This is a genomic window from Peribacillus sp. TH16 (assembly GCF_016651095.1).
Taxonomy (GTDB): Bacteria; Bacillota; Bacilli; order Bacillales; family DSM-1321; genus Peribacillus; species Peribacillus butanolivorans.
Genome location: NZ_JAEKEM010000002.1, coordinates 1,510,958 through 1,536,572 on the forward strand (window position 1 = coordinate 1,510,958; position 25,615 = coordinate 1,536,572).

The window sequence follows — 25,615 nt, forward strand, 5'->3', positions numbered from 1 at the left end:
TTCAATGATTAAATTCTCATTTGATTTTTTAACTTTATTCCCCAACAAAATAATTCCCCCTTTTATTCTTACATCATCATACTTTTTTTGTAATTTTTAACTTTACCATCCTGTTTTTTTGCAACAAAAAGCCACCAAATTAGTGGCTTTCTTATAGAGTTGACCAAACTACGACATAAAAGGGAAAATATCAAAAAAACTGTCTGATAATAACAGCTAATTCATGGCCTCTGAAGATTAGTATTCAGCTCTAATTTTACAATTCTCCTAAGTTGTGAAAACACTTAGGCCTTCCCTGCAACAACCACTATTAGTCTGGTCTTGTCTCTAATAGGTGATCAGACTCCTAAAAGATTTTATTTGAATTATGTTTGTTATCGGCCCGAACCCAAGCGGTAAAGGCTTCAATGCCATGCACGACTGCTTCGTTACGTATGGAGTGATACAAATCAAAATTGTGCTCAGCACCAGGAAGTTCGACATAAACAACCGGATTAGATGAGGAATCACGCAGGTGCTCCGCGAAGCGTCGGGCATTTTCCACGGGCACTAACCTGTCCTGATCACCATGCGCCACGAAGAATGGCGGTGCTTCTTTTCCACTGTAAGCCATAGGAGATGAGAATAATCCAGGTTTTGTATCGATATAACCGTAATAGCCGTATAGACAAATGGCGGCAATTACCGACGTGTCCACACACTCAAAACCCGGCTGGAATGTAGGGGAATTTGGAGTTAGTGCAGCCATAGCAGTCAAATGAGCCCCAGCCGAATTACCAGCTAAAAATATCGTCGTAGGGTCAGCTCCGTACTCGGACCCGTGCTCGCGTACCCAAGCAATCACTTTCTTAATGTCAATCAAGTGGTCGGGAAATTTTACGTCAGGACTTAAGCGGTAGTTCGCACTGATGCACACCCACCCCTTGCTCGCGAGCTGGTAAATAAGAGGGAGAGATTGGCTGTTCTTTTTACCGCCTACAAATCCTCCACCGTGCAAATGCACCAACGTGGGGCAGTCCGTCGGATGAGAACGATGGCGATAAACATCTAGTTGATTTCTCATACCTGCATTACCGTAGTTGATGTTTGCAATCCTCTCTATATCGTATCGTCTTTTAAAGAATGGACCGAGTAAAGCTGTGGAACTAAATTTCTTGTGTAATCGGCGCTCAATCTTAGGATTAATAGTAGTACGCCACTTTTTCTCCAGACTATCATCCATGGCTTGACTGACTACAGGAGAAGTTTGTAATCCCCGATGGATAATCACTAAGAGTGCTCCCACTGCCAAAATTGTTATTCCAAAAGCCATCCACCCAACCGGAGAATGAACGTCGCCTTCAATAAAGGCTAACGAAGTTGAACCAGTCAACCAGAAAAGTGCAAAGAATGGTAGCTCATTTATTACGCCACAGTAAGAACCTAAAGAATTAAAAATTCGAGAAAAGTTGGGCGGTGCCACTACGAAATACGTGCACCAAGCGACAAAAAGCACAGAAATAAGGTAACCGAGTGGTATGCTCGATATGGTCATCACGCCCTTTAGGAGATATACAATAGCATTAATTTGTTTTCTCTAGGAATTTGATGTTAACTTTTAATGTCCTCTAAATTTCCAGTATCACCTGATGGTTCAATTCAACATCATAAATATTTTCTTAGGGATATCTTATAAACGTTGCACTTTATGCAATGCCACATTTTACTATATGTAAGATCCTTATATTAATTCTTCAGTATCACCTTTAAATGCTTTTTCTAATATTTGTTCGTGAGCAAGTGGAAATCCTTCTTCGAATAAAGAAAAAGCTGCCTTAAAGACAGCTCCGATCTTCAGCTAACGCACCCGTTAGTTTAAGTATAATTATTCACAAACTATTAGCGAGGTTTAGTTAAAAATGTTTTTTATATAAATAAAAGAACTGAGCGAAAAATAACGCTCAGTTCTTTTGCAAACATCCAGTTTCATAAATGTGCGATTATATTATTTTCGTACAGCTTCAAATGTAATGAGTTGGCTATCTTTTGATGGTTGCTTTTTGTAAGTATAATCAGCAGAACAAGTAATATCAGAAAAACCAACGCTTTCTAATATAAGTTTGAATTCTTCGATTCCGTACCATCTCATTGCAAACTTCTGTAATTCTGTGTCTACCAGCTTACCTTTTCTCCATTTCTCGTATTTTAAATAAGATAAAGTATATTGGTCAACCCAGTTGATTTCAATTGACTTGCTTTCTAATGAAATGCCTTCTTCGTTAGAAAGAGGAAAGGTTGCAGTAGTAATTTCTCCTGTACGCCAATTGCTTGGTAATTCCAAATCAACTATTACACGTCCTCCTGGCATTAGATGATTATAAAAGCATTTCAGAGCATCTTTTGCATCCATTAAATTTTCAATCAAGCAAAAGGAGCCTGTAGGTATAACGACAGCTTCATATTTTGATTCCAAAGAAAAACTACATAAGTTACCTTCATATAGCTTCGGATTTAAGTCTCTTTCTCTGCATCGTTTTCGACAAGAATCTAACATTTCAGTTGAATAGTCAATGCCATCAACAATAAATCCATTTTCAAGTAAGGGAATTAAGAATCGGCCTGATCCGACAGCAGCTTCAAGTACCTTCCCTTTAGTCCCTTTTAATCTTTCAAGATAATATTCAATATCACCGTCGATTGAATACCCCACTGGTTTGGTAAAATCATACACTTCCGTACTTAATGCACCATAATAACTAAACATTTCATTTCCTCCGATATTATATGCGGAAGAATTTTAATTGAAGTTTTAAAACTTCCGCACCTCAAGTTTATTAGATGTAGGTAAAGAGCTGACTATCATATTAAATCACTCACTTTCTATACAATATTGTTACATTATATACTTTCTTTAAACTTAATACAGTTATTTCAATTTGTTTTAAGTCCATAAATATCTTATTCAACTAACCTGCCCCGATAGTTCAATAATAAGAAAAGGAGCTGTTCATCAGCTCTTGGGTTAAGTAAAAACACGTTAACTTAATAATGCTACTATCCCTTTCATTCTAACTACTTTTCCATCTAATTCGGATTTCAGCACATTTAATCCATTTTTATGATAAAACGATACTGCTTGAAGATTATTTGGTGAAACACGAAGATGATACTCAGTTACTCCCTTGTTTTGAAAAAACTTTAAAGCATACTCATGTAAATTCCTACCTAAACTAGCCCCACGTTTTTCAGGAATTAGGTAATATAGATTTACATAACCAATCTCCTTCCCTTCGTACTGCCGTATTGTAAGCTCCAGTTGACCAATTGGTATGCCGTTTTCTACTACTATTACAAAACCTTCGGAATATTTTGCAATTTGATTTTCGAGCCAGGTAAGGTAATCCTCCTCGGTTCCGAAGTCTTTATCTGTTCCAAAACTAACAATAAAGGAATCTCTGCGAAAAGGAATGACATATTTACGATGCTTTTCTACTTCAATCGGTAAAAATTCCATGTAAAACTCTCCTTATCATTTAGATACTTAAATACATTATTATATATCGAAACAGTTAATACCTTCTTCAGCTAACCTGCCCTTTTAGCCCCATAAGAAAAAGAGCTGCCAAAGTGAACTGCACCCCAATTGTTAGACAACATCTAACAATTGGAGGTGCAGTTTTTTTGACTAAATATACGATAGACGAAAAATTACATGCAGTTTTAGAGTACTTGGAAGGGAAAAAATCCTATAAATCCATCGCACAAGAAAGAAATGTAGGTTTATCCCCTCTGAAGAGATGGGTCGCTCGCTATCTAGAACATGGGATGGAAGGAATTGCTTCATCCTATACAAATTACACTCTGCCCTTTAAACTAGAGGTACTTAATTATATGAACGAATATGGGGCATCGATCAGCGAGACCGCTGTACACTATAATCTTCCTTCCGATTCTACACTTTTGAAATGGTCAAATCAGTTGAAGGAAGGAGGTATAGACGCCCTTAAACCAAAGAAAAAGGGGCGTCTATCCATGAAAAAAGAAACCAAAAAAACATCACCAGCTAAAGGCTCTCAAGAAGCACTTCTTGCCGAATTAGAATACTTACGTGCAGAGAATGCCTATCTAAAAAAGTTGAATGCCTTAGTTCAAGAAAAGGAAGCCCTACAAAGAAAGACAAAGCGAAAGTAGTCCATGAACTAAGGAAACAATTTGATTTAAATCTGCTTCTATCCATTTCTAACATGGCACGGAGTACATACTATTATTGGGTAAACGCCTTCGGGCGTGAGGATAAATACACAGAAATGAAATCCCTTATCGAAGAGATTTTCCATACGCATAAAGGGCGCTATGGGTATCGGCGTATCACCCTAGAATTACGTAACAGAGGTGCTCGCATCAATCATAAAACAGTTCTCCGATTGATGAATGAACTAGGATTGAAGTCTTTAGTTCGCATGAAGAAATACCGTTCGTACAAAGGGAAAATCGGCAAGATTGCACCCAACATTCTAGCACGTGATTTCAAGGCAACAAACTCAAATGAAAAATGGGTGACAGACGTCACAGAATTCCATCTAGCTGGGGAGAAACTATACTTATCGGCCATTCTTGATCTGTTTAATGGAGAAATCATCGCCTATAATGTCGAATCTCGGCCTGTTTATCCCCTCGTTTCCAAAATGCTGGAGAAAGCCTTTGACCGCTTGGAATCGAAAGATTCACCCATTCTTCATTCAGATCAGGGCTGGCATTACCAGATGAAACAATATTCGCATGATTTGAAAAGACATAACATTACACAAAGCATGTCCCGTAAAGGAAATTGTCTCGATAATGCGGTCATAGAAAACTTCTTTGGCCTATTAAAATCAGAGTTACTTTATCTTCAAGAATTTGAAAGCATGGAGCATTTCAAACAAGAATTAGAAGAATATATCCATTACTACAATCATCAACGAATCAAGGTAAAATTAAAAGGCATGAGCCCGGTAGAATTCCGGGTTCATGCCCTCAAGGCTGCCTAATTAAATAAAGTGTCTAACTTTTTGGGTTCACTTCAAAGCAACTCCCTTATTGAAGTAAAGCACCCGTTAGTAACAACCACAATCCGACTCCTCATAATTTATTATCAATGAGTTGAATATGTTATTGAAAGCTAGCTTATAAATAAACTATACAACCTTTTTCTTCTACTTTTTCTAACCATTTCGGTATTTTCAAGTTAGGATTCCATCTTAAATCTAAACGTTCTAATCCCTCAATTCCCATTAAAGAATCCGGCAATTCAATCAATTGATTACCCCTTAAATCTAATTCTAATAAATTTACTAGCTTTCCGATTCCATAGGGTAACGTTGTCAATTGATTATTTCTCAAATTCAATCGTCTTAACTTTTCACATTGATTGAGTGAATTCGGGACTTGTTTTAATTGATTTTCTTCCAAATCCAAAACCCGTAATAACGTCAAATTTTCAAATATTTCTGGGAGAGTAGTGAGTTGATTATTTTTAAAATGCAGCTCTCTAATATTGTTTAACATGCTAAAGCTCTTAGGTATCTTATTAAGTTTGTTATTCATTAAGCGTAACTCTATCAGGTTGGTTAATTCACCAATTTCTCTTGGTAATTCACTCAATTTATTATCGCTTAGATTTAAATATTTTAATTTTTTAAGGCTTTTAATTTCGGGGGGACTGTTTGGAGTTTATTATTGTGAAGGTATAAATAATCCTCCAAATTCACAAGGTATTCTATATCTGATGGAATTATTTCAATCTGATTATGTCCTAAGTCCATCATTCTAAGTTCTTTCAAATTTTTTATATTAGCAGAGATTTTTTCAAGCTCATTAGCAGAAATATTTAACACTTTTAAATTGTTCATTATATATATTTCTTCTGGAATCCCTCTAAAATTATTATCGAAAAGGTTGATTTCCGTAATTTCATTCAGAGATAAGTTTATATTCGGCAAAGAATTTAATTTAGCATGGGGAAAGCTAATTTCCAATTAATCTCCTCCTATTAATTATTCATCAAGAAATTTACCATACGAATAAATGTATTCTATTTTTCATTTTCTGTTAAGCAAAAGTTATTCTTCTTTATCTTGTCCTTCTTGAGCTAACCTGCCCCGATAGTTCAATAAGAGAAAGTTGCCTTAAACCTACAAAGTAGAGTTCATAATGTCCATATGACTTGTATCAGAATGCTTATCGTTGTAAATACGCATTTTCCTGATGCTACCCCCTATTAGGGGTACCGCCAACATTTCGGAAATTTTGTACGCTAAGAAATTTTCAAAGTGGAAAATAGGTGATTTACGTACGTTAAGATAGTTTCATAAAGGGTGTAACTGATACTTTGATTTTGGAACACCTTTTGGTACTAATATTTACCCTGGATTGAGTTTAAATGCATCAGTACCATAAACGAACGTTAATGGAACACCCCTTTTATATCAACATTTATATCCTTAAAGTACAATTTTGCCAAAATGCTGTCTGGACCCCTATTATTGCTATCACTAGCCCTAAGTCAATCTTTTTCCAGTTCGGGTGGCGGTAGAATAAAAAATCCCCCTACGAAAGTGGGAGGATTACAATTTTGGTGGTGCAGGGAAATCCTTGCCCCACCTGCCTCGGCGAATGCCGAGAGGCTATTCTACTAAAGAGCGACCCTATTGGTGGTTTTCTACTTATACTGTCATTGGTGAGTGCAATTCTCGTTGCACCGTCGGCCCGGCACCGGATTCAGACCAGTTCCATCTTGACGATTTCCAACGAAACCGCCGCTCCCCCTTGCGAGAAAGTGCCTGTTCCCGTCTCAACAAAGCCCAATTTGCGATAGAAATCCCGCGCCGTGGTTGTGGCTTCTAAGTAGATCCGTGTCTTCCCATTTTTTCGAATGTGCCCGATGACCTTCACCATCAAGGCTTTACCGACTCCTGAACCCGCTGCCGCTCCGGAGACAAAGAGTTTGGTTACCTCGTTACCCTCCACTTCGACGAAACCAAGGATTGTCCTGTCCGACACTGCGACCCAAAGCTCCCCGCGTTCTATCGCAGGGAGGTACATGTCCGGGTCCCTCCCATCCAGCCACATGTTGATCTGCTCTTCCGTGTATTGCTCTGAGCAGAGGTTGCGGACTGAATGACGGTGAACATTGAAAATCTCTTTGCGGTTCTCGGGGGTGGCAAGGCGTATAGCGAAATCCGTCATGAAATCTCCTCCAACTTACGACTGTAATTTTTGAAAATAAACTTATATTCTTATTCCTAATTATAGGATTAAACCATTTATAAATAAAATGAAAGTTTCTTAAATTTAATTAAAAATAATTCATATGTAAGATGATATTACAGAAAGGATAGCGTTTTTTTCTCTTTTGGGGTAATGATTTGCCCTTAGCTTGATGGGCATGTGGCAGACCCCTTAGAGTAATAAAAAACGCCAAGCCGGTAATCGTTGGAGGCTTAGCGTATATTTTCGTTAAAATGTTGGCGGGACCCCTTATAGAACTAACGCACCTGTTAGTTTAAGTGAAAATCTTCACAAACTTTTTTTATCTTAGGCTTTGTTAAATAGTATTGTTGTTTTTCAGGTATAAAATATTGGAACGTCCGATTTGGACGTTCCCGTTCTTATTCCATTAAAGCCCCCATAATGGAATAACTGTAAAGCTAATGAGGCTTTTTTAAAAGCTGCGTTTCGCTGCCCAAGCACCTTGCATTTTACTAAGGAATACAATTTGCCCAATATGATATGCGTCGTGCATTGCTAAACTCTTCAGTTCAAGCACTAATGAATTATCTCCTGGAATCTGTCTATACAAATCTTCATGTTCTGATTTTGCTAGTATTTTTCCAAGTTCACGATGAACATAAAAGTATTCTTGTTTTGTTTCCTTCCAATTTTCTAACGTCTCAGTTGGTAATCGAAATGTAGAGTCATTATTTTCTGCCTGTGGTTCATTCGCTGTTTCACCAAGAAATCGCATCAGATATCTCTTTTCAAAGAAAAGTAAATGACAAACTAATTCCCAAATGGAATTCATTGCCCCATCAGCTGGTTTCCAAATTGCCTGTTCAAAAGTGATGTCCTCTAGCACTTTTTCAAGTGGTGGAAACCAGTCTTCTTCATCTAAGCAGCTTGCCCATTGTTGTAACAAAAGTGTCTTTACATCCATTTTCTATTCCCTCCAATTTAATCCTAGATTGAATTTATTATTGCTTACCTTACAATAGATTCGCATCAGTTAAAGAGTATTCCTCTAGACAGAATTTCTTTTATTACTTGTTCCATTATTTCACCTTCTAAAAGATTAGGTTATCGTATTAATTATTGTTCAACTATTCTGCCCCTTTAGTTCAATAAGAAAAAGGCTGCCGAAGCAACCTTCCTTATTGAAGTAAAGCACCCGTTACTTTAAGTACAACTCTTCACAAACTTCCAATTAAAAATCTGTTAAGATAATTCCCCTAACCACCTCTCAAACCATTCGATGGGAAGTTTTACTTTAGAAAAATCCATATGTTGTAGTTCTTTTAGTGAGTAAGTGTTTGTTAAATATAAATCCCACTGTGCAGAAATATCCTCTAATACGTCGTATAACTTTTCGTCATCTAGTTCAGTCTCATCTGTATAATGTTTATCACACCAATTACAAATTTGTTGATGAGTAAATTGACCTGTTCGATTTACGACACTCTTTAACAGTTTAACTAAGTTTTCCTTACTTAACATCCAATCAATTTCAATAAAATTTGATTCTATCCAACTGCCTTCATATTTGTTCCTGCCCACCAGTTACACCTCGGTATGTTAATATGATTGGTATTTAATTCAACGAAACTTAATTGGATTCCTTCTTAAACTATCCTGCCCCTATAGTTCCATAATAAAAAGCTGCCTTAAAGACAGCTCCGATCTTCAGCCTGTTAGTTCTATAAGAAAAGCAAACCTTATTCAAGAATCGCGCCCGATTACTGAAGAACGAATATAAAACCTTGGTACCAAATGGCCTTGTCATTTATTATGATACGGTTCATCGCACCTATTCAACGCAGTGATTTTTTAAAAACTGTCAGCCTTTTAATTTTACACTTCTACTTTAAATCGACGCTGCTGAGGATGCAGCTGCTTGATCAGCCTTCACACAATCAATTGCAACAACGAGTGCAATAATAATGGTTTCCATCTCTTCATCTATTATTTGAACCTTATAGCTATCGCCCCAAGTGAACCACTCCTTGCCCACTTTACCTACGATTTTACCATGCTGTAAAACTTGAAAATCCATATCCCACCAATTACCATGTACTTCAATGCCTGCCGCATCAATTGTATATCGTGCTTTTAAGAAGGAAAATTCCTTCTTTATTGTTAATACCTCTCGACCATTCACCTCAACCAAAAACTTTGGTAAAAAGCTGAACACCTTTTTCGTAATGAGTGCTACTTCATCTCTTGCTTTATTCATAATGGAGAAAGTCTTTGGAACTTGCATAAAACTTCCCTCCACGTAATATATATCCTTCTCCTGCTGATCCTTTACTGTAAATTTCCCGCTAAGACTGAATACCTTCTGCTTTATATAAAGCTGCCTCATACTTATGCCTCCCAACCTTAAGTCTTTTACATTACTTACGTTTGAAATGGGCATTTGTTCCAATATTATGCATTAAATTCCAAATAATAGCTCCACTCAAAAGCGCCTTCTTTTCGGTTCACCACTATTTATCCTTAACTAATTTACCTTTTGTAAAGTCAGCAATTCTTCCTTCGCAATCTGGCCCAATTGTTGAACAACTCCTTATGTACTCTTGAACTATCTTGCCCCGATAGTTGCATAAGAAAAACCGTATAATGCTTCAAATTAATTGGCTTGATTATTGTTATGTGTCTCTCACTTAAACTGTGGTACGGACTCACTCCACTCTCTTAGCCATAACATTTATACTTATATGTCGTTTAAGTGAATGAATTCGTTAACGATAAAAATATTCTTATTACTGAGTCCGCTCTACCTCGGAAAGAATCACATGTGTCACTGTTGTAGCATAAGGGATTATCTGATTGATGAACTCTTCCACTTTTGGGAGACTTTCACTATGTATTTTCAACATATAACAAGCCTGTCCGGCAATTCGAAAACAAAAATCAACATTCGGAAGCTTGGCAATATAGCTCTTGAATCGGTCATACTCCCCATTTTTCACTGTTGCTTCTACGATACATTCAATCGGAAAACCAATCTTTTTATGATCAATCTCGGCAACATACCCTTTTATTATTCCGTAAGACTCCATCTGCCGAACCCGTTCTGTAACAGTGGGGGCAGATAAATTCACTTTCTTTGCCAGTTCCCTCATAGAAACCCGACTATTTATCGTTAATTCATCAAGAATGCTACGGTCTTTTTTATCAATTTTCATATAATTAGTATTCCCTTTCTTTTTCTTTCATCTATATATTATTACTCTTAAATACTTTACAAATGCAATTAATTTACCTAGATGTTTATTATATGATTATCTCAAAGGGGAGATGCTCATGACAAGAATTAAACATTCAGCTATTGGGTCCAGTCCGTTTCAACGACTATTTCATTCGGAGGATATTTTACTTAAATGGTCGGACCTTTCAGAGTGTATATCTACAGACGGGAAACTTTCAAAGGAATTAAAGGAAAATGTCAGAAGGGTTCTTGCATATGGTAACGGATGTGCATACTGTCAAGCAAAAGGTCGTCCATTGAAACCAGACGATATTAAAGAAAGCTATGCAGTAGCTTTTGCAGAGGTATTTCTCCTAAAACGCGAAAATACGGAGCAAACATTCATTGATGTGTTAAAGGAAACATTTAGCGATGAAGAGATATCGGAACTATTAGCTTTCATTTGTTTTACAACTGCACAGCAATATTTCGGGGCTTTGCTGGATTTAAAATAATGTTAAAAAGGAACAGGCATTTGCCTTGTTCCTTTCTGTAAAAGATTCATACTAAACAGTTGAATTCCAAAACGTTATTGTTCTCAACCATCAGTATGTTCAACTGTTCAACTGGACCATTTAATATAAGTACTGTTTGACCTGAAATAGTTTTAGTATCTAATAGCTTTGAAGATTATATTCAATCTAGAATTTTGCACCTTGATCTTCTAACTGATTAATCTTTGGAAGAATGGAGCGAGAAGGTACTGGGGATGTTAAAACTATAGAAGTATTTAAATGTCCATAGGGTATTAATCGATCTATAAGAATTCTCATGCTGTCCATATCAGCTAAAGCGGCTTTTAAAAAATATCCTACTGTTCCTGTTACGCGATGACACTCAATAATGTCTAAATCACCTTTGACTAATTGCTCAAAATCAGGAACAGAAACTTTAAGTTCACTTACTTGAATAAACACAAGTACTCCTCTTCCTATTGCCGGTGGTGAAACTCTGGCACTAAACCCTTCTATAATCCCCTTTTCTTGTAAGCGATACATACGTTCAGAAATACTAGGTCGACTAAGAGCCAATTTCTTTGATAATTCACTAATCGTGATACGTCCATTTAATTGTAAAAGTTCTAGTAAACTGACATCTATTTCATCCATGAAGCAACCGCCTTTCATAATGAAGGAATATAAGCTTATATTTCTTTAAAATGGTGTATGGAAAGCAGAAAATACATTCTTTTTTGTATGTAAATTTAACAGTTATTATTCTATCATTAAAATCATTAATAGAAAAAGAAAATTCAGAATTTATCAAAGGGAGGAACTTGCATTGACTTTCACAAAAATTCTTGTTCGAAAAAACATTGAAAACCTAAGCGCATATGTTTCCGGTAAACCAATTGAAGAAGTACAACGCGAACTAGGACTTGAAAGTATCGTTAAATTGGCATCCAATGAGAATCCATATGGTTGCTCACCTCTAGCAAAAGAGTCCATGCTTATCGAAATGGAGCAAACCTCATTTTATCCTGAAGGAATGGCACCGTCATTAGCTGAAAAGTTAGCAAGGAAATTAAATATCAAACAAGATAATATTATCTTAGGTAATGGATCTGATGAAGTTATACGTTTGTTAACACGAACCTACATTCAACATAATGATGAAGTCATTATGGCTGACGTTACATTTCCACGATATGAAACGAATGTATTGATTGACGGTGGCACACCTGTAAAGATACCTCTTATTAATGGCGTACATGACCTACAGGGTATGTATGAGGCCATTACTGAAAAAACAAGAATGATTTTTGTTTGTAATCCCAATAATCCAACAGGAACGATCGTTCAAAAAGAAAAGTTAAGATCTTTTATCGAGAAGGTGCCGAAACATATTATACTAATCGTTGATGAAGCATACTATGAATATGTTGAGGATGAAGACTTTTTAGAAACCTTGCCACTTCTAAATACCCATTCAAATCTAGTCATTTTACGTACTTTTTCAAAGATATATGGATTGGCTGCATTAAGGATCGGATACGGTTTAATGGACGTTTCCATCGTACAAGAGCTAATTAAAGTGAAAGAACCATTTAATACCAATCGCTTAGCACAGGCAGCAGCCTTCGCTTCTCTGGACGACCCTGCATTTGTAGCACAATGTACTCGTAAGAATGAGGAAGGAAGAAGATATTTAGAAAACGAACTAAGCGAGATGGGATTAACATTCTTTCCTTCTCATGCCAACTTTATAATGGTCAAACTAAATCATCCTGGCAGGTACGTCTTTGAGGAGCTATTAAAACAAGGGGTCATCATCCGATCTGGTCATTTACTTGGCTATGAAAATACTATCCGCGTGACCATCGGTACTCCACTTGAAAATGAGAGGTTCATAAAATCCTTACAAAATGTAATCAATAAAACGCTTAGTACATGACAGATCGAAATATAGTTGCAAAATAATCAAGGATTGATAAGCATAAAAGATACGACATAGACGCCCTTTGCCCATGTCGTATCTTTTACGTGGATTTATTTAACCATTCTCTTTTCCTTTATAATTGTTTCCTGTTCATCCACACTTTTAAATTTAACGATTGAAATCGCGATTAATCCTACCAATACAATAAGACAAGCAATGATACTGACCCGATTCTGTTCACTAAACACAAACATGACACAAATGATGCTTAATGTAATTACTGTAAACAATGTTACGTACGGGAAGCCCCACAATTTAAAGCTCGGAGCTTTAGGATATGAATTGCGAAGTTTTAGCTGCGCTAAACAAATACTGATCCATACAAGTGATACCACAAAACCCGGAAACGCCATTAATAAGGTAAATGCTTTGTCCTGTGCAACGTAGGTAATCATGGAGCCCGCGATTAAAACAACGGCACTTAGTAGTAAACTATATAATGGAACACCATTTTTCGATACATAAGAGAAAGACTTTGGAGCTTCCCCCTCTGCAGCTAAAGAATGCAACATCCGTGTACAACCATATATTCCAGAGTTAGCTGCAGATAAGACAGCTGTAATTAAAATAAAGTTCATTATGTGGGCAGATCCCTGAAAGCCTGACATTGACAATACCTGTACAAACGGACTTGACTGGTCGCTAATTTCGTTCCAAGGAATTAAACCGCATATTACAAGTATCGGTAAGGTGAAAAATAATATAACTCTCCAAATATAGCTTTTTATAACCTTAGGTAAAATACGTTCTGCATCCTTTGCTTCTGTTACTGTTACTCCTATTAATTCTGAACCGCCGTAAGAAAACATAACAATTAGCAAAGCTGAAAATATTGACATCCAGCCATTAGGAAAAAAACCACCGTGCTCTGTAAAGTTTTGTAGATAATTAGTTCCGCCGCTTGGGATAATTCCAAATAAAATACTAGCTCCTAAGAGAATAAATACTATAATCATTGTAATTTTAATTCCAGCAAACCAAAATTCAAATTCTCCATAATTTTTAACATTCATCATGTTAATTCCAATGATTAGGGCAGCACAGCCTAAACTTAATATCCAAAGTGGAATAGCTGGAAGCCAGTATTGCAAGAAACTCCCTGCCACTACTACCTCAATAACACATACGGACAGCCACATGAAACAATACATCCAGCCTATAATGAAGGAACTACGTTTACCAAACGCTTTCTGAACAAAACCCTTCATATTTGTATTTGGATAGACGATTGCCATTTCTGCTATAGCTCCCATGACCACAAGAAGTAATAATCCTGCAAAAATATAAGTAAGGATAACTCCTGGTCCTGCTAACGATATGGTTTCAGAACTTCCTTTAAAAATCCCAGTACCTATTGCTCCGCCCATTGCCATCATGCTAATATGTCGCGGCAACAACTTCTTTTGTAGAGACCCATTATTTGATTCCATTACTTATTCCTCCTTTATTCTGTTAATTTTCTGAATAAAAAATTAATCACTCTGTTTCATCTATTGAATGGCGACTTGATAAGTTTAATACTTATCAACCGTTATGACAAAGGAGTGGAAACATGAAAAGACGGCAAGCTAAAGTTTACCGTAAATATTACAAGAAGGATAGCTTCAGACTGATAATTTTCACTTGGATAAATGCTGTATTTCAGTTTGATTATGGAAATAGGGTCATTGAACTAATAACTTAATACGGATCTAGATTTACTTTTAACGTTAAGATGGGCTCATTAAACCCACTCTATCTCTATCTCTATCTCTATCTCTATCTTTTATCTATTAACTAGAACACTATTAATTAGGGATTACATTGTTATAAGTAACCCCTAATAAATTAATTTCCTCCATTTATCCTTACTTATTTACAATGTGGATTGCATGCCCCAAAACCGCTTCTGCCGCTTCCATCCAACCTTCAGTCAAAGTTGGATGTGGATGCATGCTCAGAGCTATATCTTCTACACGAGCTGACAATTCAAGGGCCAGTACTCCTTCACCTATAAGGTTAGATGCATCAGCGCCAACCATATGCATTCCAAGTAAAATGTGGCTTTTAGCATCCACGATCACTTCTGCAAATCCCTCTGTTTCATTCGTTGCAAGCGCCCGTCCGTTGGCACTGAATGGGAATTTTCCAGCTTTAACGCTATATCCCTGTTGTTCCGCTTCTTCACGGCTGAAGCCCACCCCTGCAATTTGTGGATCTGAAAAGATTACATAGGGAACAAAAGTGGAATCAATGGCACTTGGCAAACCTCCTATTACTTCTGCTGCCACTATTCCCTGTTTAGACGCTCGGTGAGCAAGAGCTGGACCAGGTGTGATGTCACCAATAGCAAAGATATGTGGAACATTAGTACGACATTCCGTGTCTACTGCTATATAGTCTTTTTCGTCTACCGCAATGCCAGCCTGATTTAGACCAATCTCTTGAGTGTTAGGAATCCTGCCAATTGTTACTAGGGTCTTCTCGCTCACAATCACTTCTGTCCCATGCTTTTCCGAAAAAACATGAAGGTGAACTTGTCCATCTTCCACAATGGCTTTTTCTACCCTTGTAGATGTTTTAAGATTTATCCCAAGCTTCTTAGCATTACGGATTACTTCCTTGACCAAGTTGTCAGCAACCTGAGGGAGAATACGATTAGCCATCTCAATAATTGTTACTTGAGTACCTAACTTTGCAAAAGCCATACCCATTTCGATACCGATATAGCCTCCGCCGATAATCGACAAGCTAGGTGGAACTTCTTTTAGCTGTAACGATGTTGTCGAATCCAAAATATATCTTCCATCTACATTAAGGAACGAAGGAATAAACGGTCTAGACCCTGTCGCAATAATTGCATGTTCAAACTTATAGGTTTCAAAATCACCATCGGTTTCTACTCCGATGCGGTCATCAGATAAAAAGGTTGCTCGACCTTTCACCATCGTTACTCCATTTTCTTTACATAAATGGGATATACCTTGGTTCAACTGAGAAATGATGCCCTTTTTCCAATCCTGCCATACATTTAAGTCAACTGCTGTTTTCTCTTGAGGTAGTTGAATTCCCATTTTTTCAAAATCGTTAAGCCTATGAAATTGATCAGCTGTATGTATTAGAGCCTTCGAAGGTATGCATCCCCGATTGAGGCAAACACCACCCAGCTTATCCTTTTCAATTAGAACAACTGATTTCCCTAACTGTCCGAGACGAATAGCTGCAGCATATCCTCCCGGACCTCCTCCTATAATGATAACATCTGTTTCTATAGCAACTTCCCCTACTACCATTTATCTCATCTCCACAACTAAAAGAATTGGGTTTTCCAGTAGTTCCTTAATCCGATTTGTAAAACGTACCGCTGTTACGCCATCAATTAAACGATGATCGAAAGATAACGACATATTCATCATCAAGCGGATAACACCTTCCAAATCGCGAACAACCATGCGAGGTTCCATTTTATGCAACGCTAAAATTGCCGCTTCGGGATAGTTAATGATTGGAGTCGCATGCAACCCACCGATTGGTCCAACATTGCTAATGGTAAATGTACTACCAGTAATCTGCTCTAAGCTCAACTTCCCTTCTCGAGCTTGGATTGCCATTTGTCTAATTTCATCAGCTAGCTGGAAAATTGTTTTCTGATCTGCATTTTTAATAACAGGAACAATGAGACCATCGTTCGTATTCGTGGCAATCCCAATATGATAATAATTTTTCAATACCATTTCATTTGTCTTTTCATCAATTGAAGCATTTAATGTTTTAAACTCCTTTAGTGCGATAACAATAGCCTTAACGAAGAATGGTAAAAAAGTCAATTTAATATCCTTGTTGTCTGAATACGTCTTTAATTGATCTTTTAATTCCTTTAATCTATCCATTTCTAATTCATCTACATGGGTTACATGTGGAATAGTCGAAACTGACTTTACCATATGTTCAGCGATTTTTTTTCGAATACCCTTAAGGAGAATCCGCTCTTCTAACCCTTTTTCCATTACTTTTTCCTGAACAGTTTCAATAGGAGTTGCATCTTGAAGTATATTATTATCGTTGTTATTATTGTCATTGGCCTGTTTAAATTGATTATTTTCTATAAACTGTTGCAAATCACTTTCTATTATTCGTCCAGCAGGCCCAGAACCTTTAACCTGCTGGATATCAACCTTCATTTCCCTAGCCATTTGACGTACATATGGAGTAGCCAACACACGAGTTGCTTCAAGATGTGGTTTACTTGTTATATCCTCTGAATTTACTTTTACATCAGCAGGTTGCATAACCGGGGGCTCTTTTTCAATAACAAATGTTTCCGGAACAGAAATATCGTTCTCTTCTTGAATAGTAAATATAGTGGTTCCTACTTCTACAATATCCCCTTCAGTAAAGAGTATTTCCTTGACCACGCCCGTTGCTGGGGCAGTCAATTCCGCATTGACCTTATCCGTTTGTACTTCTACTATCGGTTGGTCCTGCGTTACTGATTCTCCTTCTTTAATGAGCCACTTGATAATTTCTCCTTCATGCATCCCTTCACCTACATCAGGAAGTTTAAATTCTACCATGCTTGTTCCTCCTTCTCCCTTATTCATAAATTAAAATGAAATCGTTTCCATTATTCCTTGTTTTACACGTTCAACAGTAGGTAGATAATGATCTTCTACTGAAAACTGCGGAACTGGAACATCAAATCCTGTCACACGCTTAATAGGGGCTTTAAGGTAAATAAGGGCTTCATCATTAATAATAGAGATAATCTCCGCACCTAATCCGGATGACTTATGAGCTTCATGAACGACTAATCCGCGACCTGTTTTTTTTATGGATTTTACGATCGTATCCCGATCTAACGGGTATAGTGTTCGAAGATCGACTACTTCACACTTCCAACCTTTTTCATTTTCAATCTTTTTAGCGGCATTCAATGCTTCTCTTAACATAGCTCCCCATGCAAAAATGGTTAAGTCGCTTCCCTCCTGAACCACTTTTGCTTGACCAATTGGTATTCGATACATCTCTTTAGGAACTTCTTCCTTAAAAGCTCGATACAATTTAGTCGGCTCCAAAAAGATTACCGGATCAGGATCTTCGATGGCAGAAATGAGTAGTCCTTTTGCGTCATAAGGATTACTAGGTGCAACCACCTTTAAACCCGGAGTGTGGGCAAAGAAGGTTTCGACACTTTCGGAGTGAAGCTCAGGACCTCTGATTCCAGCACCATATGGTGTACGGATAACAAGGGGCACCCCAAATTGTCCCCGAGTACGGTATCTCATACGGGCAGCATGGGAAACAATTTGCTCGAATCCTGGATAAATAAATGCAAGAAATTGAATTTCTACCACGGGAACCATTCCATTAAGAGCTAAACCAATTGCAGAGCCAATGATTCCAGCCTCAGCTAATGGTGTATCTACAACTCGATCCTTTCCGTACTTCTCAAATAGGCCTTCCGTTGAACGGAAAACTCCACCGTTTACTCCAATATCCTGACCTAAGATCATCACACGATCATCCTGACCAAGCTTTTGGTCCATTGCTTCTGTAATAGCCTGAATCATAGTTAAATGTTGGCTCATTACTTCTTCACATCCTTCTTTAAGATTTGTTTCAATTCTTGCTGCTGTTCATTTATGTGCCATGACTCTTCAGCATAAACATGGTTAAACATATCGAGCGGATCGGCTTTAGGGTACTCTTCTGCTTTTTGGAGGTGAGTGTCAATCTGTTCGCTAATTTGTTTTAACACCATTTCCTCCTGCTCCTCATTCCAGAATCCCTTTTTAATCAACAACTTTTTAAGACGTGTAATCGGATCGCGACTTTCCCTCCAGAATGTTGAAATATCCTCCTGATTACGATATATGTTTGGATTGTCTGCAGTAGTATGGGCACCATATCGAAAGGTAATAGCTTCAATCAAAGTAGGACCTTCACCTTTAAGCGCTCTTTCGACTGCTTCCTTTACAGTCAGCCAAACTGCAAAGATATCATTTCCATCTACACGAACACCATGGATATCATACGCATCAGCACGCTGAGATATAGTCTTAGAAGCAGATTGCTTTTCAAAAGGCACACTGATAGCGTAGCCATTATTTTGGCAGAAAAAGATTGTTGGGGTTTTATATACACCGGCAAAATTCAGTGCCTCATGAAAATCCCCTTCAGAAGTAGCACCATCACCAAAATAAGCAATGCTTACATTCTCTTCTCCTTTAAGCTTACTTGCCCAAGCCGTACCTACCGCGTGAACCATTTGAGTCGCAATAGGAACACAAGGAGGCATAGTTCGTTTTCCTTCCGGACAGATTGAACCCTCTACGTGCCCCATCCAGTATAGAAAAACACGATACATCTCCTGTCCATGAATAATTGCCGCTGCATGATCACGGTAAGTGGGAAACATCCAATCCCCTGCCGATAATGCTAAAGCGCTGCCAATTTGGGATGCCTCCTGCCCCTCGAAGGGTGCATAAGTCCCCATTCTTCCTTGGCGCTGAAGATTAACTGATTTACGGTCAAACATCCTAAGCAATAGCATACTTTCATACATCTTAAGCATGAGTGATTTATCAATTTTTCCATCAATTGATTCAATTATCTCTCCATTTGGAGCTAATACCTGATACATTTCCGGTAAATTCTCTTTTGAATACGCTTTCAAAATTGGGTTTTCCGTCTTTTCCATTTCATTTCTCCCCTTAAGATAGATTTGATTAGCAAACTTACCAAGGATTTGAACAGTCATAAAATAACAGCCCAAAAATTTTCTTTGGTCTTTTATGTTTTTAAATAAATGCTTCTTCATAAACTATATTTGCTTATATAAAAGGATAATACATCAAGGGTTTTAATAATATGTTAAATAGAATGAATTTTTTGTATATTACCTTTATTTAGAATGTGTTATCGTATACTTCACCTTCATTTTGAAAATTCGTAACATTAATGGAAAAATCCAAATCAAACTACTATAATTTCTTCAACTTGATGGAATTAATTTCGATTGTTTCGGGGGCGCGTACCTATAAATTGCATCCATACCGGGTGCACAAAAAAAAAGAATGGAACAAGTACAACTTGTTCCATTCTTTACTTAACCGCTTTCCTACCTTTTGCAGCATCTAATTTGAGAATCCGGCCAATCAATACTGTAAGTTTTAGGGAAGGAGAATCTGAACTCGAAGCAACAAATGATTTCAATAATGAAGAAATTTACCGTGTTAGAATTGCGGGACTTTGGAGGTATTTTTTATATCTTTAGTTGTATAAAACTATTTTCAACTTGATTGATCGAAGAGATTGATAAATCAGTTCAGCCACACCGCCAAAGGCAACTTTAAGATAAGGAGGGATAACAAAGTAAGAACTAACATCATTTAGTGAAGTATCGAGTGGCCCAGTTTGCTAAAGACCGTGGATGAACATATCAACCGTAAATCAAAGTTCATTATGTTAAGGAGCCCTACCTTAACATTTCTAACAGAACAGAAAGAAAGTTTTATTTCCTTTTCCGCTTCGAGGATACGGGAGTGATCCCTATTTTTCAAATGTACCTTTCACGACCGCTATTCCCTCTTTTACCATAATTTGTCCCCTTGCGATTACTGTATCAATTTCAAATGTTTCTTTTTTAACTATAACTAAGTCGGCGTCTCTAGCTACCTCGATCCGCCCTTTATTACCGAGCTTTAAAATATTTGCCGGATTTTCAGTCACAACACGGATTGCATCGGCTATTGTGACTCCGTCCTCGAGAATCGCATCGACTACTGCATCATATAAGGACATACACGTACCAATGTTCAAACCGCGCAGATTTCCGCTGCTATCAAAGTCAGGCAGGCTCGCTTGTCCATCTGAAGTGAGGGTGATCTGCCGAATATCAACGCCTTCATCGAGTGCTCGTTTTATTGCTGTACTTGCCTTTACTTCTCCTTCTTCTAGGAACTTCTTGATGGTACTTGTCGTAAAATCAATATAGCCGCCTTTTTTTGCAAATTCTATCCCCGCATTGAATAAATGCTGATTGCGGTTAATATGCGTCGGGTAAAACTGTGTGATCGGTATTTCAGTTGTCTCCACGACTTCTTCGATTACCCGTACATGATTCTTGCTGTCACCTACATGAATGTTGACGATACCGCTTTTCCCGGACAAAAGTCCTCCATTACGGGCCTGTGATGCTAGTTTCGCCAATTCCGCTGCAGTCGGCTGCGAGGAACGATGATCGGCAATAGCGATTTCGCCTACCCCGATAATTTTATCCACTAAAATTAAATCATCTTCAATTTTCCCTGTAAGAGTCTTGACTGGTACTTGATACGAACCAGTCTGAACATAACAGCTAATTCCTTCTTCTTCAAGAGCTCTCGCTTTAGCAAGCAACCCTGGCATCGTTCTTGTCGTTCCATCAGTTCCGATGACTCCAATTAATGTCGTTATACCAGCTAATGTTGCATCGGTTAACTGAATTTCAGGAGTCCTTGTTTTAAAGCCACCTTCTCCTCCTCCACCGATGATATGGACATGTGCATCAATAAAACCTGGAACAATAATTTTACCAGCCGCATCAATCACTTCCATTTCAACAAAATCAACAGGTACATCAATCTGATCCTCCATGTAACCAATTTGCTTTCCAACCAATAGGATATCTTTTTGACCCATAAAATCCGGTCCATAAATCTCTCCATTTTTGATAAGTTTAAGCATTGTTCCTTCTCCCTTTCATAAGTTGAAATTTTCTAATAGGTTTTAAATTCATTGACACGGGTAAATATACAGCATAACCCGCTAACAATTACATAAAAGGACAAAGATAGTTGTTCTTTTTTAAAAAAATTGTAGCTAAACTGACATTTTGATTATGCTTGCTAAAAGTATAAAAACACAAAAGGAGTAGACAACATGAATAAAGTAATTTCCTCGGACATTAAAACAAATAAACGATTATCCATGCGTCAAATTATGAACTTATATCAAGTTACAAAAGAATTTAAAGGTAATATCTATTTTATCTGCAACCATAAATTAGTCGAAGCCAAGAAACTCTCTACATTTGTCTCTTTTGTACTCATTCTTCAGGAGTGTGCAACTATGAAAGTCATACTTGAAGGCGAGAATGTACAAGCTATGCTCGAAAAAGTACAGACTATATGCAAAAAGAATGATTCAAATAAACTCGGTTTTCAATCGAACCAAACAGTTAACATTTAATAAATTCTAACTACGTATAGAAGAGGGTGTATATAATGAGAACCATTTTAATGGTAATCGGCGCAATTGTCGTTATAGGCTTTATAGCTAATCTTATTTTTTAAAGAATGATGAAAGGCTGTCAAACATCTGACAGTCTTTTATTGTGACTGAATGAACGAGAAAAGAGCATGTAATCCATGCTCCCTTTGGACTTTCACCATGGGACCTTCCAGTCTTTCCATTTATTCAATCCTTCCCGAATCTGATTACCTTTGTCAATCCAATATTGCTTTCTTTGCACCTCTTCTTTTTTTGCTTGTTGTTCCGCTATAAGTGCCTGTTGTTCCGCTATAAGCGGCCCAATGTCTTGTGTATTAAAAGATTGTGACGCCTGATTTCGTAAAGCCTGCGACATTATTTTTTGAAAAATAATCGCACTCCCCTCACTACTATGTGTCGTCAGATAATGTTTTTCATCAGTCTTATCATACCCGGCCCAGACAGCACCGACTAACGAAGGTGTATAACCGATAAACCATTGATCTTTAACCCCTGATATTCCTTCGATTGGAACTTGTGTGGATCCTGTTTTACCTGCAACTTCATAACCGGAAACAGCTGCATTTTTTGCTGTGCCATATTCTACTGTACCAAGCAGCATTGTATTCATTTTGTCGACGACGCCCTTAGAGGTTACATTGATGGCTTTTTCTTCCCAAGCCCCTACCTCTTTTCCCTCGATATTTTCTATTTTTATAATGGCATGCGACTCCAATCGTTTTCCATCGTTGGCGAAAGTGGAAAAGGCTCCTGCCATTTGCAGCGGGGAGACCCCTTTGTCCATGCCCCCTAAAGCAATTGTTAGATTTCGGTCACCTTTTTTATATGGAATCCCAAACCGCTTAAGTGAATCCAATCCCTTATCGATACCAATCTCATTTAATAGCCATACAGTAGGTACGTTTAATGAATTCATCATCGCTTCGTACATCGGTACTTCTCCTTTATAAATGCCACTTAGATTTGTTGGCTCATATTCCCCAAAACTCATTTTTTCATCCTTTAAAGGAGTGGTGATATCATAACCCTCCTCAACTGCTGGCGTGTAAACAACAAGCGGTTTAATGGCCGAGCCAGGAGATCTCGTCAATTGGGTTGCCCGGTTATATCCCATGAATTGATGTTTACCTCTGCCGCCGACTAAAGCCTTGATCCCTCCTGTTTTCGGATCAAGGAGGATTGCCCCGCTTTGAACCAATTCATCTGTACTAGTCCCAACTGGAAAATTGGCATCGTTGCCATAAACGGTTTCTGTGGCCTGCTGCATGGATTGATCTAGTGTTGTGTATATTTTGTAGCCCTTTGTAAGCAACTCCTCGAGCTCTATTCCATACCTACTGGATGCCTCCGACAGAACATGGTCGACAAAATAAGGATACTTTCCTTTTAATGGATCAGTCATTTGCTCACCCTGAAGAAGAGTCACTTCATCTTTTTTCGCCGCAGCCTCTTCATCATCCGTCAAATACCCATGTTCGGCCATTCTTGAAAGAACTAAATCACGTCGTTTCATTGCACCGTCTAAATTTTTGTATGGATCAAGTTTGGATGGAAGGTTAATGACACCCGCAAGCAATGCCCCCTCGGCAACGGTCAATTCAGAGACCTCCTTGGAAAAGTAAATATTCGCGGCCTTTTTGATTCCCCATGCCCCATGCCCGAAATAGACTTGATTCAAATACATTTCTAGAATTTCATCTTTTGTATACTTATCTTCGACTTCCTGAGCAAGAAAAAACTCTTCTACCTTCCGTTTCAGAGTTCGTTCCGATTCCAGCATCGTAATCTTCACAAGCTGCTGGGTAAGCGTACTCCCTCCTTCGACAATACTTCCTGCCTTCGCATTTTTAACTAAGGCACGCAAAATTCCTTGATAATCAATGCCATGATGTTCATAAAAACGATGATCCTCAATGGATACAACCGCTTGTTTCATATGATCTGGTATTTCCTCTATTGCAACACCTTCAGATTTATTGCCCGTAATAGTACTGGCAAGATTTCCGTCGAGATCATAGATCTCTGTCGGTTGCTGAAGATGATTTTGTAGAAGACTTATATCTGCACCCTGCTTGAAATAAAATAGTAAACCGGCACCAAAAACTACCATTGCCAATATAATAATCAGACCTATTTTCACTAACCCTCTCATTTGAACCCCCATTTTCCCATCTAAGACATGCTTCATTAAAAATATTTTACCCTTTTTATAAAAGAAAACTCGTCGTTTGACTAAAAGGCAGAGACATAATGGTCTCTTCTCTTTTTTCTTATAACGGGTTACTCCTGAAATTCACTTCCTTACTCCTTTTATTTATAAAGTGATAAAAAACAGACCACTCAACTGAAAGGGCCTGGAGATTCACCCTTGCCTGTACGCGTATGCTTACTAACTCTTCTTTACATGTGTTTGTGATCAATATACACAATCAATAGGCGTGAAGCCATTTAAAAGTGGGTATAACACTTTTAAATACATTAAAACTGGGGAGAGATGATATTAATGAAAGATTTGAAACATATTGTCGTCGCTTTTGATGGAAATGAAGACAGTAAACGGGCAGTAGAATATGGTGCAACATTGAAAAAGGCCTTTCCTGAAGCTAAGCTGACCGTTGTTCATGTCCTAAATGAAAAAGTTGAACAGCGTATCATAGGAAACGCATCCGCCCCGGGATTTGTGCCAGCTGCAGGATTTTATGTAGACCCTGTCCAAACACATCCCGTTGTGGAGGTTGAACAAACGGATCATCAAGAGACAAATGATACCCATTCTGTTGTCCAAAATAGTGTTCAAAACGCAGAAAGTAATACACTTAGATTGCTAAGTGAATGTCGAGTTGAGGGAAAATTCGAAATATTGGAAGGACATGCGCCTGATAGCGTATGTGACTATGCAGCAAGAACTGCGGCTGACCTCATCGTTGTCGGTAATAGCGCAAAAAGCGGGCTGGAAAAATTCTTTCTTGGCAGTACAAGTAGTTCCATCGCCAAAAACGCCCCCTGTTCGGTATTTATTGCAAAGTAAAAAGGAGCCGGCTCATTCTTGTGCCGGATTTGTTTGGATATTCGTCAAAAAAAACCGGATTCGATATAGAATCCGGCTTTTTTTCAATAATACCTTCGAAGCTGCCGAATAAAGCATCAGCGCGACAACTACCGATAAAATAAAACTAATTGCATATAAGTCCCAGTATAAATGGCACTGGCTGTCCTTTTGTCGCAGTGGAACCGAAAAACGTCCGAACTCTACAGGTTCACTCTCAGCCTTTTTGGCTCCCCTTCTGGAAGTATTTAATTTTTAATCCTCGGTTAAAATATACTACTAGTTTCTATCTAATGAGCAGACAAGAAAATGCAAATACTATTATAACTTTCCATCCCTAATAATGGCTATATTCTTTCTTTAAACCAACTTCTTTACATTTGTTCAATACATCT

Annotated in this window: 23 protein-coding genes; 5 read left to right on the forward strand and 18 right to left on the reverse strand. The window is 37.9% G+C overall.

All coding sequences use genetic code 11. The annotated features are described in order from the left end of the window. Positions 1–346: 346 nt before the first annotated feature. The 3 genes from JFV29_RS07300 to JFV29_RS07310 all read right to left on the reverse strand — a co-directional run bounded on the left by JFV29_RS07300 (position 347) and on the right by JFV29_RS07310 (position 3,493). Positions 347–1,312: an alpha/beta hydrolase gene (locus JFV29_RS07300; RefSeq protein ID WP_201182099.1), complete on the reverse strand. Its 966-nt coding sequence runs from the start codon at positions 1,310–1,312 to the stop codon at positions 347–349. Positions 1,313–1,984: 672 nt separating this feature from the next. Continuing rightward, the gene (locus JFV29_RS07305) at positions 1,985–2,743 is read right to left on the reverse strand and encodes a class I SAM-dependent methyltransferase (protein ID WP_201182101.1); all 759 of its coding nucleotides are present in this window, start codon (positions 2,741–2,743) and stop codon (positions 1,985–1,987) included. Between the two features lie 273 nt (positions 2,744–3,016). Beyond that, a complete protein-coding gene (locus JFV29_RS07310) occupies positions 3,017–3,493 on the reverse strand; it encodes a GNAT family N-acetyltransferase (protein WP_201182103.1) in 477 nt (158 codons plus the stop codon). Between the two features lie 167 nt (positions 3,494–3,660). Between JFV29_RS07310 and JFV29_RS07315 the strand changes: the two genes are divergently transcribed. Further along, a protein-coding gene (locus tag JFV29_RS07315; RefSeq protein ID WP_201182105.1) for an IS3 family transposase occupies positions 3,661–5,009 on the forward strand; the annotation gives its coding sequence in 2 pieces (ribosomal slippage) (positions 3,661–4,105 and positions 4,105–5,009; 1,350 coding nt in all). 136 nt (positions 5,010–5,145) lie between these two features. On the opposite strand, the gene JFV29_RS07320 is transcribed toward JFV29_RS07315, so the two are convergent. The 7 genes from JFV29_RS07320 to JFV29_RS07345 all read right to left on the reverse strand — a co-directional run bounded on the left by JFV29_RS07320 (position 5,146) and on the right by JFV29_RS07345 (position 10,421). Then, a complete protein-coding gene (locus JFV29_RS07320) occupies positions 5,146–5,670 on the reverse strand; it encodes a leucine-rich repeat domain-containing protein (protein ID WP_342366541.1) in 525 nt (174 codons plus the stop codon). Continuing rightward, on the reverse strand, positions 5,649–5,996 hold the full coding sequence (locus JFV29_RS30240) for a leucine-rich repeat domain-containing protein (RefSeq protein ID WP_242486109.1): 348 nt from the start codon (positions 5,994–5,996) through the stop codon (positions 5,649–5,651). The genes JFV29_RS07320 and JFV29_RS30240 overlap by 22 nt, the downstream gene beginning before the upstream one ends. 742 nt (positions 5,997–6,738) lie before the next feature. Then, entirely contained in the window at positions 6,739–7,206 is a 468-nt protein-coding gene (locus JFV29_RS07325; RefSeq protein ID WP_201182107.1) for a GNAT family N-acetyltransferase, read from the reverse strand. Positions 7,207–7,681: 475 nt separating this feature from the next. Then, positions 7,682–8,173 (reverse strand): DinB family protein, encoded by a 492-nt coding sequence (locus JFV29_RS07330; protein ID WP_098372726.1) that lies wholly within the window; start codon positions 8,171–8,173, stop codon positions 7,682–7,684. Positions 8,174–8,451: 278 nt separating this feature from the next. Further along, a complete protein-coding gene (locus tag JFV29_RS30005) occupies positions 8,452–8,790 on the reverse strand; it encodes a hypothetical protein (protein ID WP_207196277.1) in 339 nt (112 codons plus the stop codon). Between the two features lie 307 nt (positions 8,791–9,097). Continuing rightward, positions 9,098–9,595, reverse strand: coding sequence for an LURP-one-related/scramblase family protein (locus JFV29_RS07340; RefSeq protein WP_201182109.1), 498 nt, complete (start codon positions 9,593–9,595; stop codon positions 9,098–9,100). Between the two features lie 400 nt (positions 9,596–9,995). Then, entirely contained in the window at positions 9,996–10,421 is a 426-nt protein-coding gene (locus JFV29_RS07345) for an Lrp/AsnC family transcriptional regulator (RefSeq protein WP_201182111.1), read from the reverse strand. A 118-nt stretch (positions 10,422–10,539) separates the two neighbouring features. On the opposite strand from JFV29_RS07345, the gene JFV29_RS07350 reads away from it, so the two are divergent. Next, complete coding sequence (locus JFV29_RS07350; protein WP_201182115.1) at positions 10,540–10,938, forward strand: carboxymuconolactone decarboxylase family protein; 399 nt, start codon at positions 10,540–10,542, stop codon at positions 10,936–10,938. A 186-nt stretch (positions 10,939–11,124) separates the two neighbouring features. Here the strand turns inward: JFV29_RS07350 and JFV29_RS07355 are convergent, their stop codons facing one another. After that, positions 11,125–11,592 carry an Lrp/AsnC family transcriptional regulator gene (locus tag JFV29_RS07355; protein WP_201182119.1) on the reverse strand — a complete coding sequence of 156 codons (468 nt, stop codon included), beginning with the start codon at positions 11,590–11,592 and terminating at the stop codon, positions 11,125–11,127. Between the two features lie 172 nt (positions 11,593–11,764). Here JFV29_RS07355 and hisC point away from each other — a divergent pair, with 172 nt between their 5' ends. Continuing rightward, positions 11,765–12,877, forward strand: a complete 1,113-nt coding sequence (hisC, locus tag JFV29_RS07360; RefSeq protein WP_201182121.1) for a histidinol-phosphate transaminase — start codon at positions 11,765–11,767, stop codon at positions 12,875–12,877. Positions 12,878–12,972: 95 nt separating this feature from the next. Here the strand turns inward: hisC and JFV29_RS07365 are convergent, their stop codons facing one another. The 6 genes from JFV29_RS07365 to iadA all read right to left on the reverse strand — a co-directional run bounded on the left by JFV29_RS07365 (position 12,973) and on the right by iadA (position 21,628). Then, positions 12,973–14,352 (reverse strand): amino acid permease, encoded by a 1,380-nt coding sequence (locus JFV29_RS07365; RefSeq protein WP_201182124.1) that lies wholly within the window; start codon positions 14,350–14,352, stop codon positions 12,973–12,975. A 417-nt stretch (positions 14,353–14,769) separates the two neighbouring features. Beyond that, positions 14,770–16,194, reverse strand: a complete 1,425-nt coding sequence (gene lpdA / locus JFV29_RS07370) for a dihydrolipoyl dehydrogenase (protein WP_201182128.1) — start codon at positions 16,192–16,194, stop codon at positions 14,770–14,772. Continuing rightward, positions 16,195–17,475, reverse strand: a complete 1,281-nt coding sequence (locus tag JFV29_RS07375) for a dihydrolipoamide acetyltransferase family protein (RefSeq protein WP_201182131.1) — start codon at positions 17,473–17,475, stop codon at positions 16,195–16,197. It abuts the gene before it with no gap. Between the two features lie 30 nt (positions 17,476–17,505). Beyond that, the gene (locus tag JFV29_RS07380) at positions 17,506–18,489 is read right to left on the reverse strand and encodes an alpha-ketoacid dehydrogenase subunit beta (RefSeq protein WP_056520441.1); all 984 of its coding nucleotides are present in this window, start codon (positions 18,487–18,489) and stop codon (positions 17,506–17,508) included. Next, positions 18,489–19,601, reverse strand: a complete 1,113-nt coding sequence (gene pdhA, locus JFV29_RS07385; protein ID WP_201182133.1) for a pyruvate dehydrogenase (acetyl-transferring) E1 component subunit alpha — start codon at positions 19,599–19,601, stop codon at positions 18,489–18,491. Before pdhA ends, JFV29_RS07380 begins: the two co-directional genes overlap by 1 nt. An 851-nt stretch (positions 19,602–20,452) precedes the next feature. Beyond that, a complete protein-coding gene (gene iadA / locus JFV29_RS07390) occupies positions 20,453–21,628 on the reverse strand; it encodes a beta-aspartyl-peptidase (protein WP_201182137.1) in 1,176 nt (391 codons plus the stop codon). A gap of 195 nt (positions 21,629–21,823) precedes the next feature. On the opposite strand from iadA, the gene JFV29_RS07395 reads away from it, so the two are divergent. Continuing rightward, positions 21,824–22,132: a hypothetical protein gene (locus JFV29_RS07395; RefSeq protein ID WP_056520436.1), complete on the forward strand. Its 309-nt coding sequence runs from the start codon at positions 21,824–21,826 to the stop codon at positions 22,130–22,132. Positions 22,133–22,328: 196 nt separating this feature from the next. On the opposite strand, the gene JFV29_RS07400 is transcribed toward JFV29_RS07395, so the two are convergent. Further along, positions 22,329–24,326: a transglycosylase domain-containing protein gene (locus JFV29_RS07400; RefSeq protein ID WP_242486795.1), complete on the reverse strand. Its 1,998-nt coding sequence runs from the start codon at positions 24,324–24,326 to the stop codon at positions 22,329–22,331. A 351-nt stretch (positions 24,327–24,677) separates the two neighbouring features. On the opposite strand from JFV29_RS07400, the gene JFV29_RS07405 reads away from it, so the two are divergent. After that, positions 24,678–25,202, forward strand: coding sequence for a universal stress protein (locus tag JFV29_RS07405; protein ID WP_201182141.1), 525 nt, complete (start codon positions 24,678–24,680; stop codon positions 25,200–25,202). The last annotated feature ends 413 nt before the right edge of the window (positions 25,203–25,615 follow it).

What these genes read in the sequence shown, in the direction of transcription:
- JFV29_RS07300 (WP_201182099.1), bottom strand. Translation starts at nt 1,312, where the DNA reads ATGGCTTTTGGAATAACAATTTTGGCAGTGGGAGCACTCTTAGTGATT.
- JFV29_RS07405 (WP_201182141.1), top strand. Translation starts at nt 24,678, where the DNA reads ATGAAAGATTTGAAACATATTGTCGTCGCTTTTGATGGAAATGAAGAC.
- lpdA (WP_201182128.1), bottom strand. Translation starts at nt 16,194, where the DNA reads ATGGTAGTAGGGGAAGTTGCTATAGAAACAGATGTTATCATTATAGGA.
- JFV29_RS07340 (WP_201182109.1), bottom strand. Translation starts at nt 9,595, where the DNA reads ATGAGGCAGCTTTATATAAAGCAGAAGGTATTCAGTCTTAGCGGGAAA.
- JFV29_RS07330 (WP_098372726.1), bottom strand. Translation starts at nt 8,173, where the DNA reads ATGGATGTAAAGACACTTTTGTTACAACAATGGGCAAGCTGCTTAGAT.
- JFV29_RS07400 (WP_242486795.1), bottom strand. Translation starts at nt 24,326, where the DNA reads ATGAGAGGGTTAGTGAAAATAGGTCTGATTATTATATTGGCAATGGTA.
- JFV29_RS07325 (WP_201182107.1), bottom strand. Translation starts at nt 7,206, where the DNA reads ATGACGGATTTCGCTATACGCCTTGCCACCCCCGAGAACCGCAAAGAG.
- JFV29_RS07375 (WP_201182131.1), bottom strand. Translation starts at nt 17,475, where the DNA reads ATGGTAGAATTTAAACTTCCTGATGTAGGTGAAGGGATGCATGAAGGA.
- JFV29_RS07345 (WP_201182111.1), bottom strand. Translation starts at nt 10,421, where the DNA reads ATGAAAATTGATAAAAAAGACCGTAGCATTCTTGATGAATTAACGATA.
- JFV29_RS07365 (WP_201182124.1), bottom strand. Translation starts at nt 14,352, where the DNA reads ATGGAATCAAATAATGGGTCTCTACAAAAGAAGTTGTTGCCGCGACAT.
- JFV29_RS07355 (WP_201182119.1), bottom strand. Translation starts at nt 11,592, where the DNA reads ATGGATGAAATAGATGTCAGTTTACTAGAACTTTTACAATTAAATGGA.
- JFV29_RS07305 (WP_201182101.1), bottom strand. Translation starts at nt 2,743, where the DNA reads ATGTTTAGTTATTATGGTGCATTAAGTACGGAAGTGTATGATTTTACC.
- JFV29_RS07395 (WP_056520436.1), top strand. Translation starts at nt 21,824, where the DNA reads ATGAATAAAGTAATTTCCTCGGACATTAAAACAAATAAACGATTATCC.
- JFV29_RS07310 (WP_201182103.1), bottom strand. Translation starts at nt 3,493, where the DNA reads ATGGAATTTTTACCGATTGAAGTAGAAAAGCATCGTAAATATGTCATT.
- pdhA (WP_201182133.1), bottom strand. Translation starts at nt 19,601, where the DNA reads ATGGAAAAGACGGAAAACCCAATTTTGAAAGCGTATTCAAAAGAGAAT.
- JFV29_RS07350 (WP_201182115.1), top strand. Translation starts at nt 10,540, where the DNA reads ATGACAAGAATTAAACATTCAGCTATTGGGTCCAGTCCGTTTCAACGA.
- iadA (WP_201182137.1), bottom strand. Translation starts at nt 21,628, where the DNA reads ATGCTTAAACTTATCAAAAATGGAGAGATTTATGGACCGGATTTTATG.
- JFV29_RS07380 (WP_056520441.1), bottom strand. Translation starts at nt 18,489, where the DNA reads ATGAGCCAACATTTAACTATGATTCAGGCTATTACAGAAGCAATGGAC.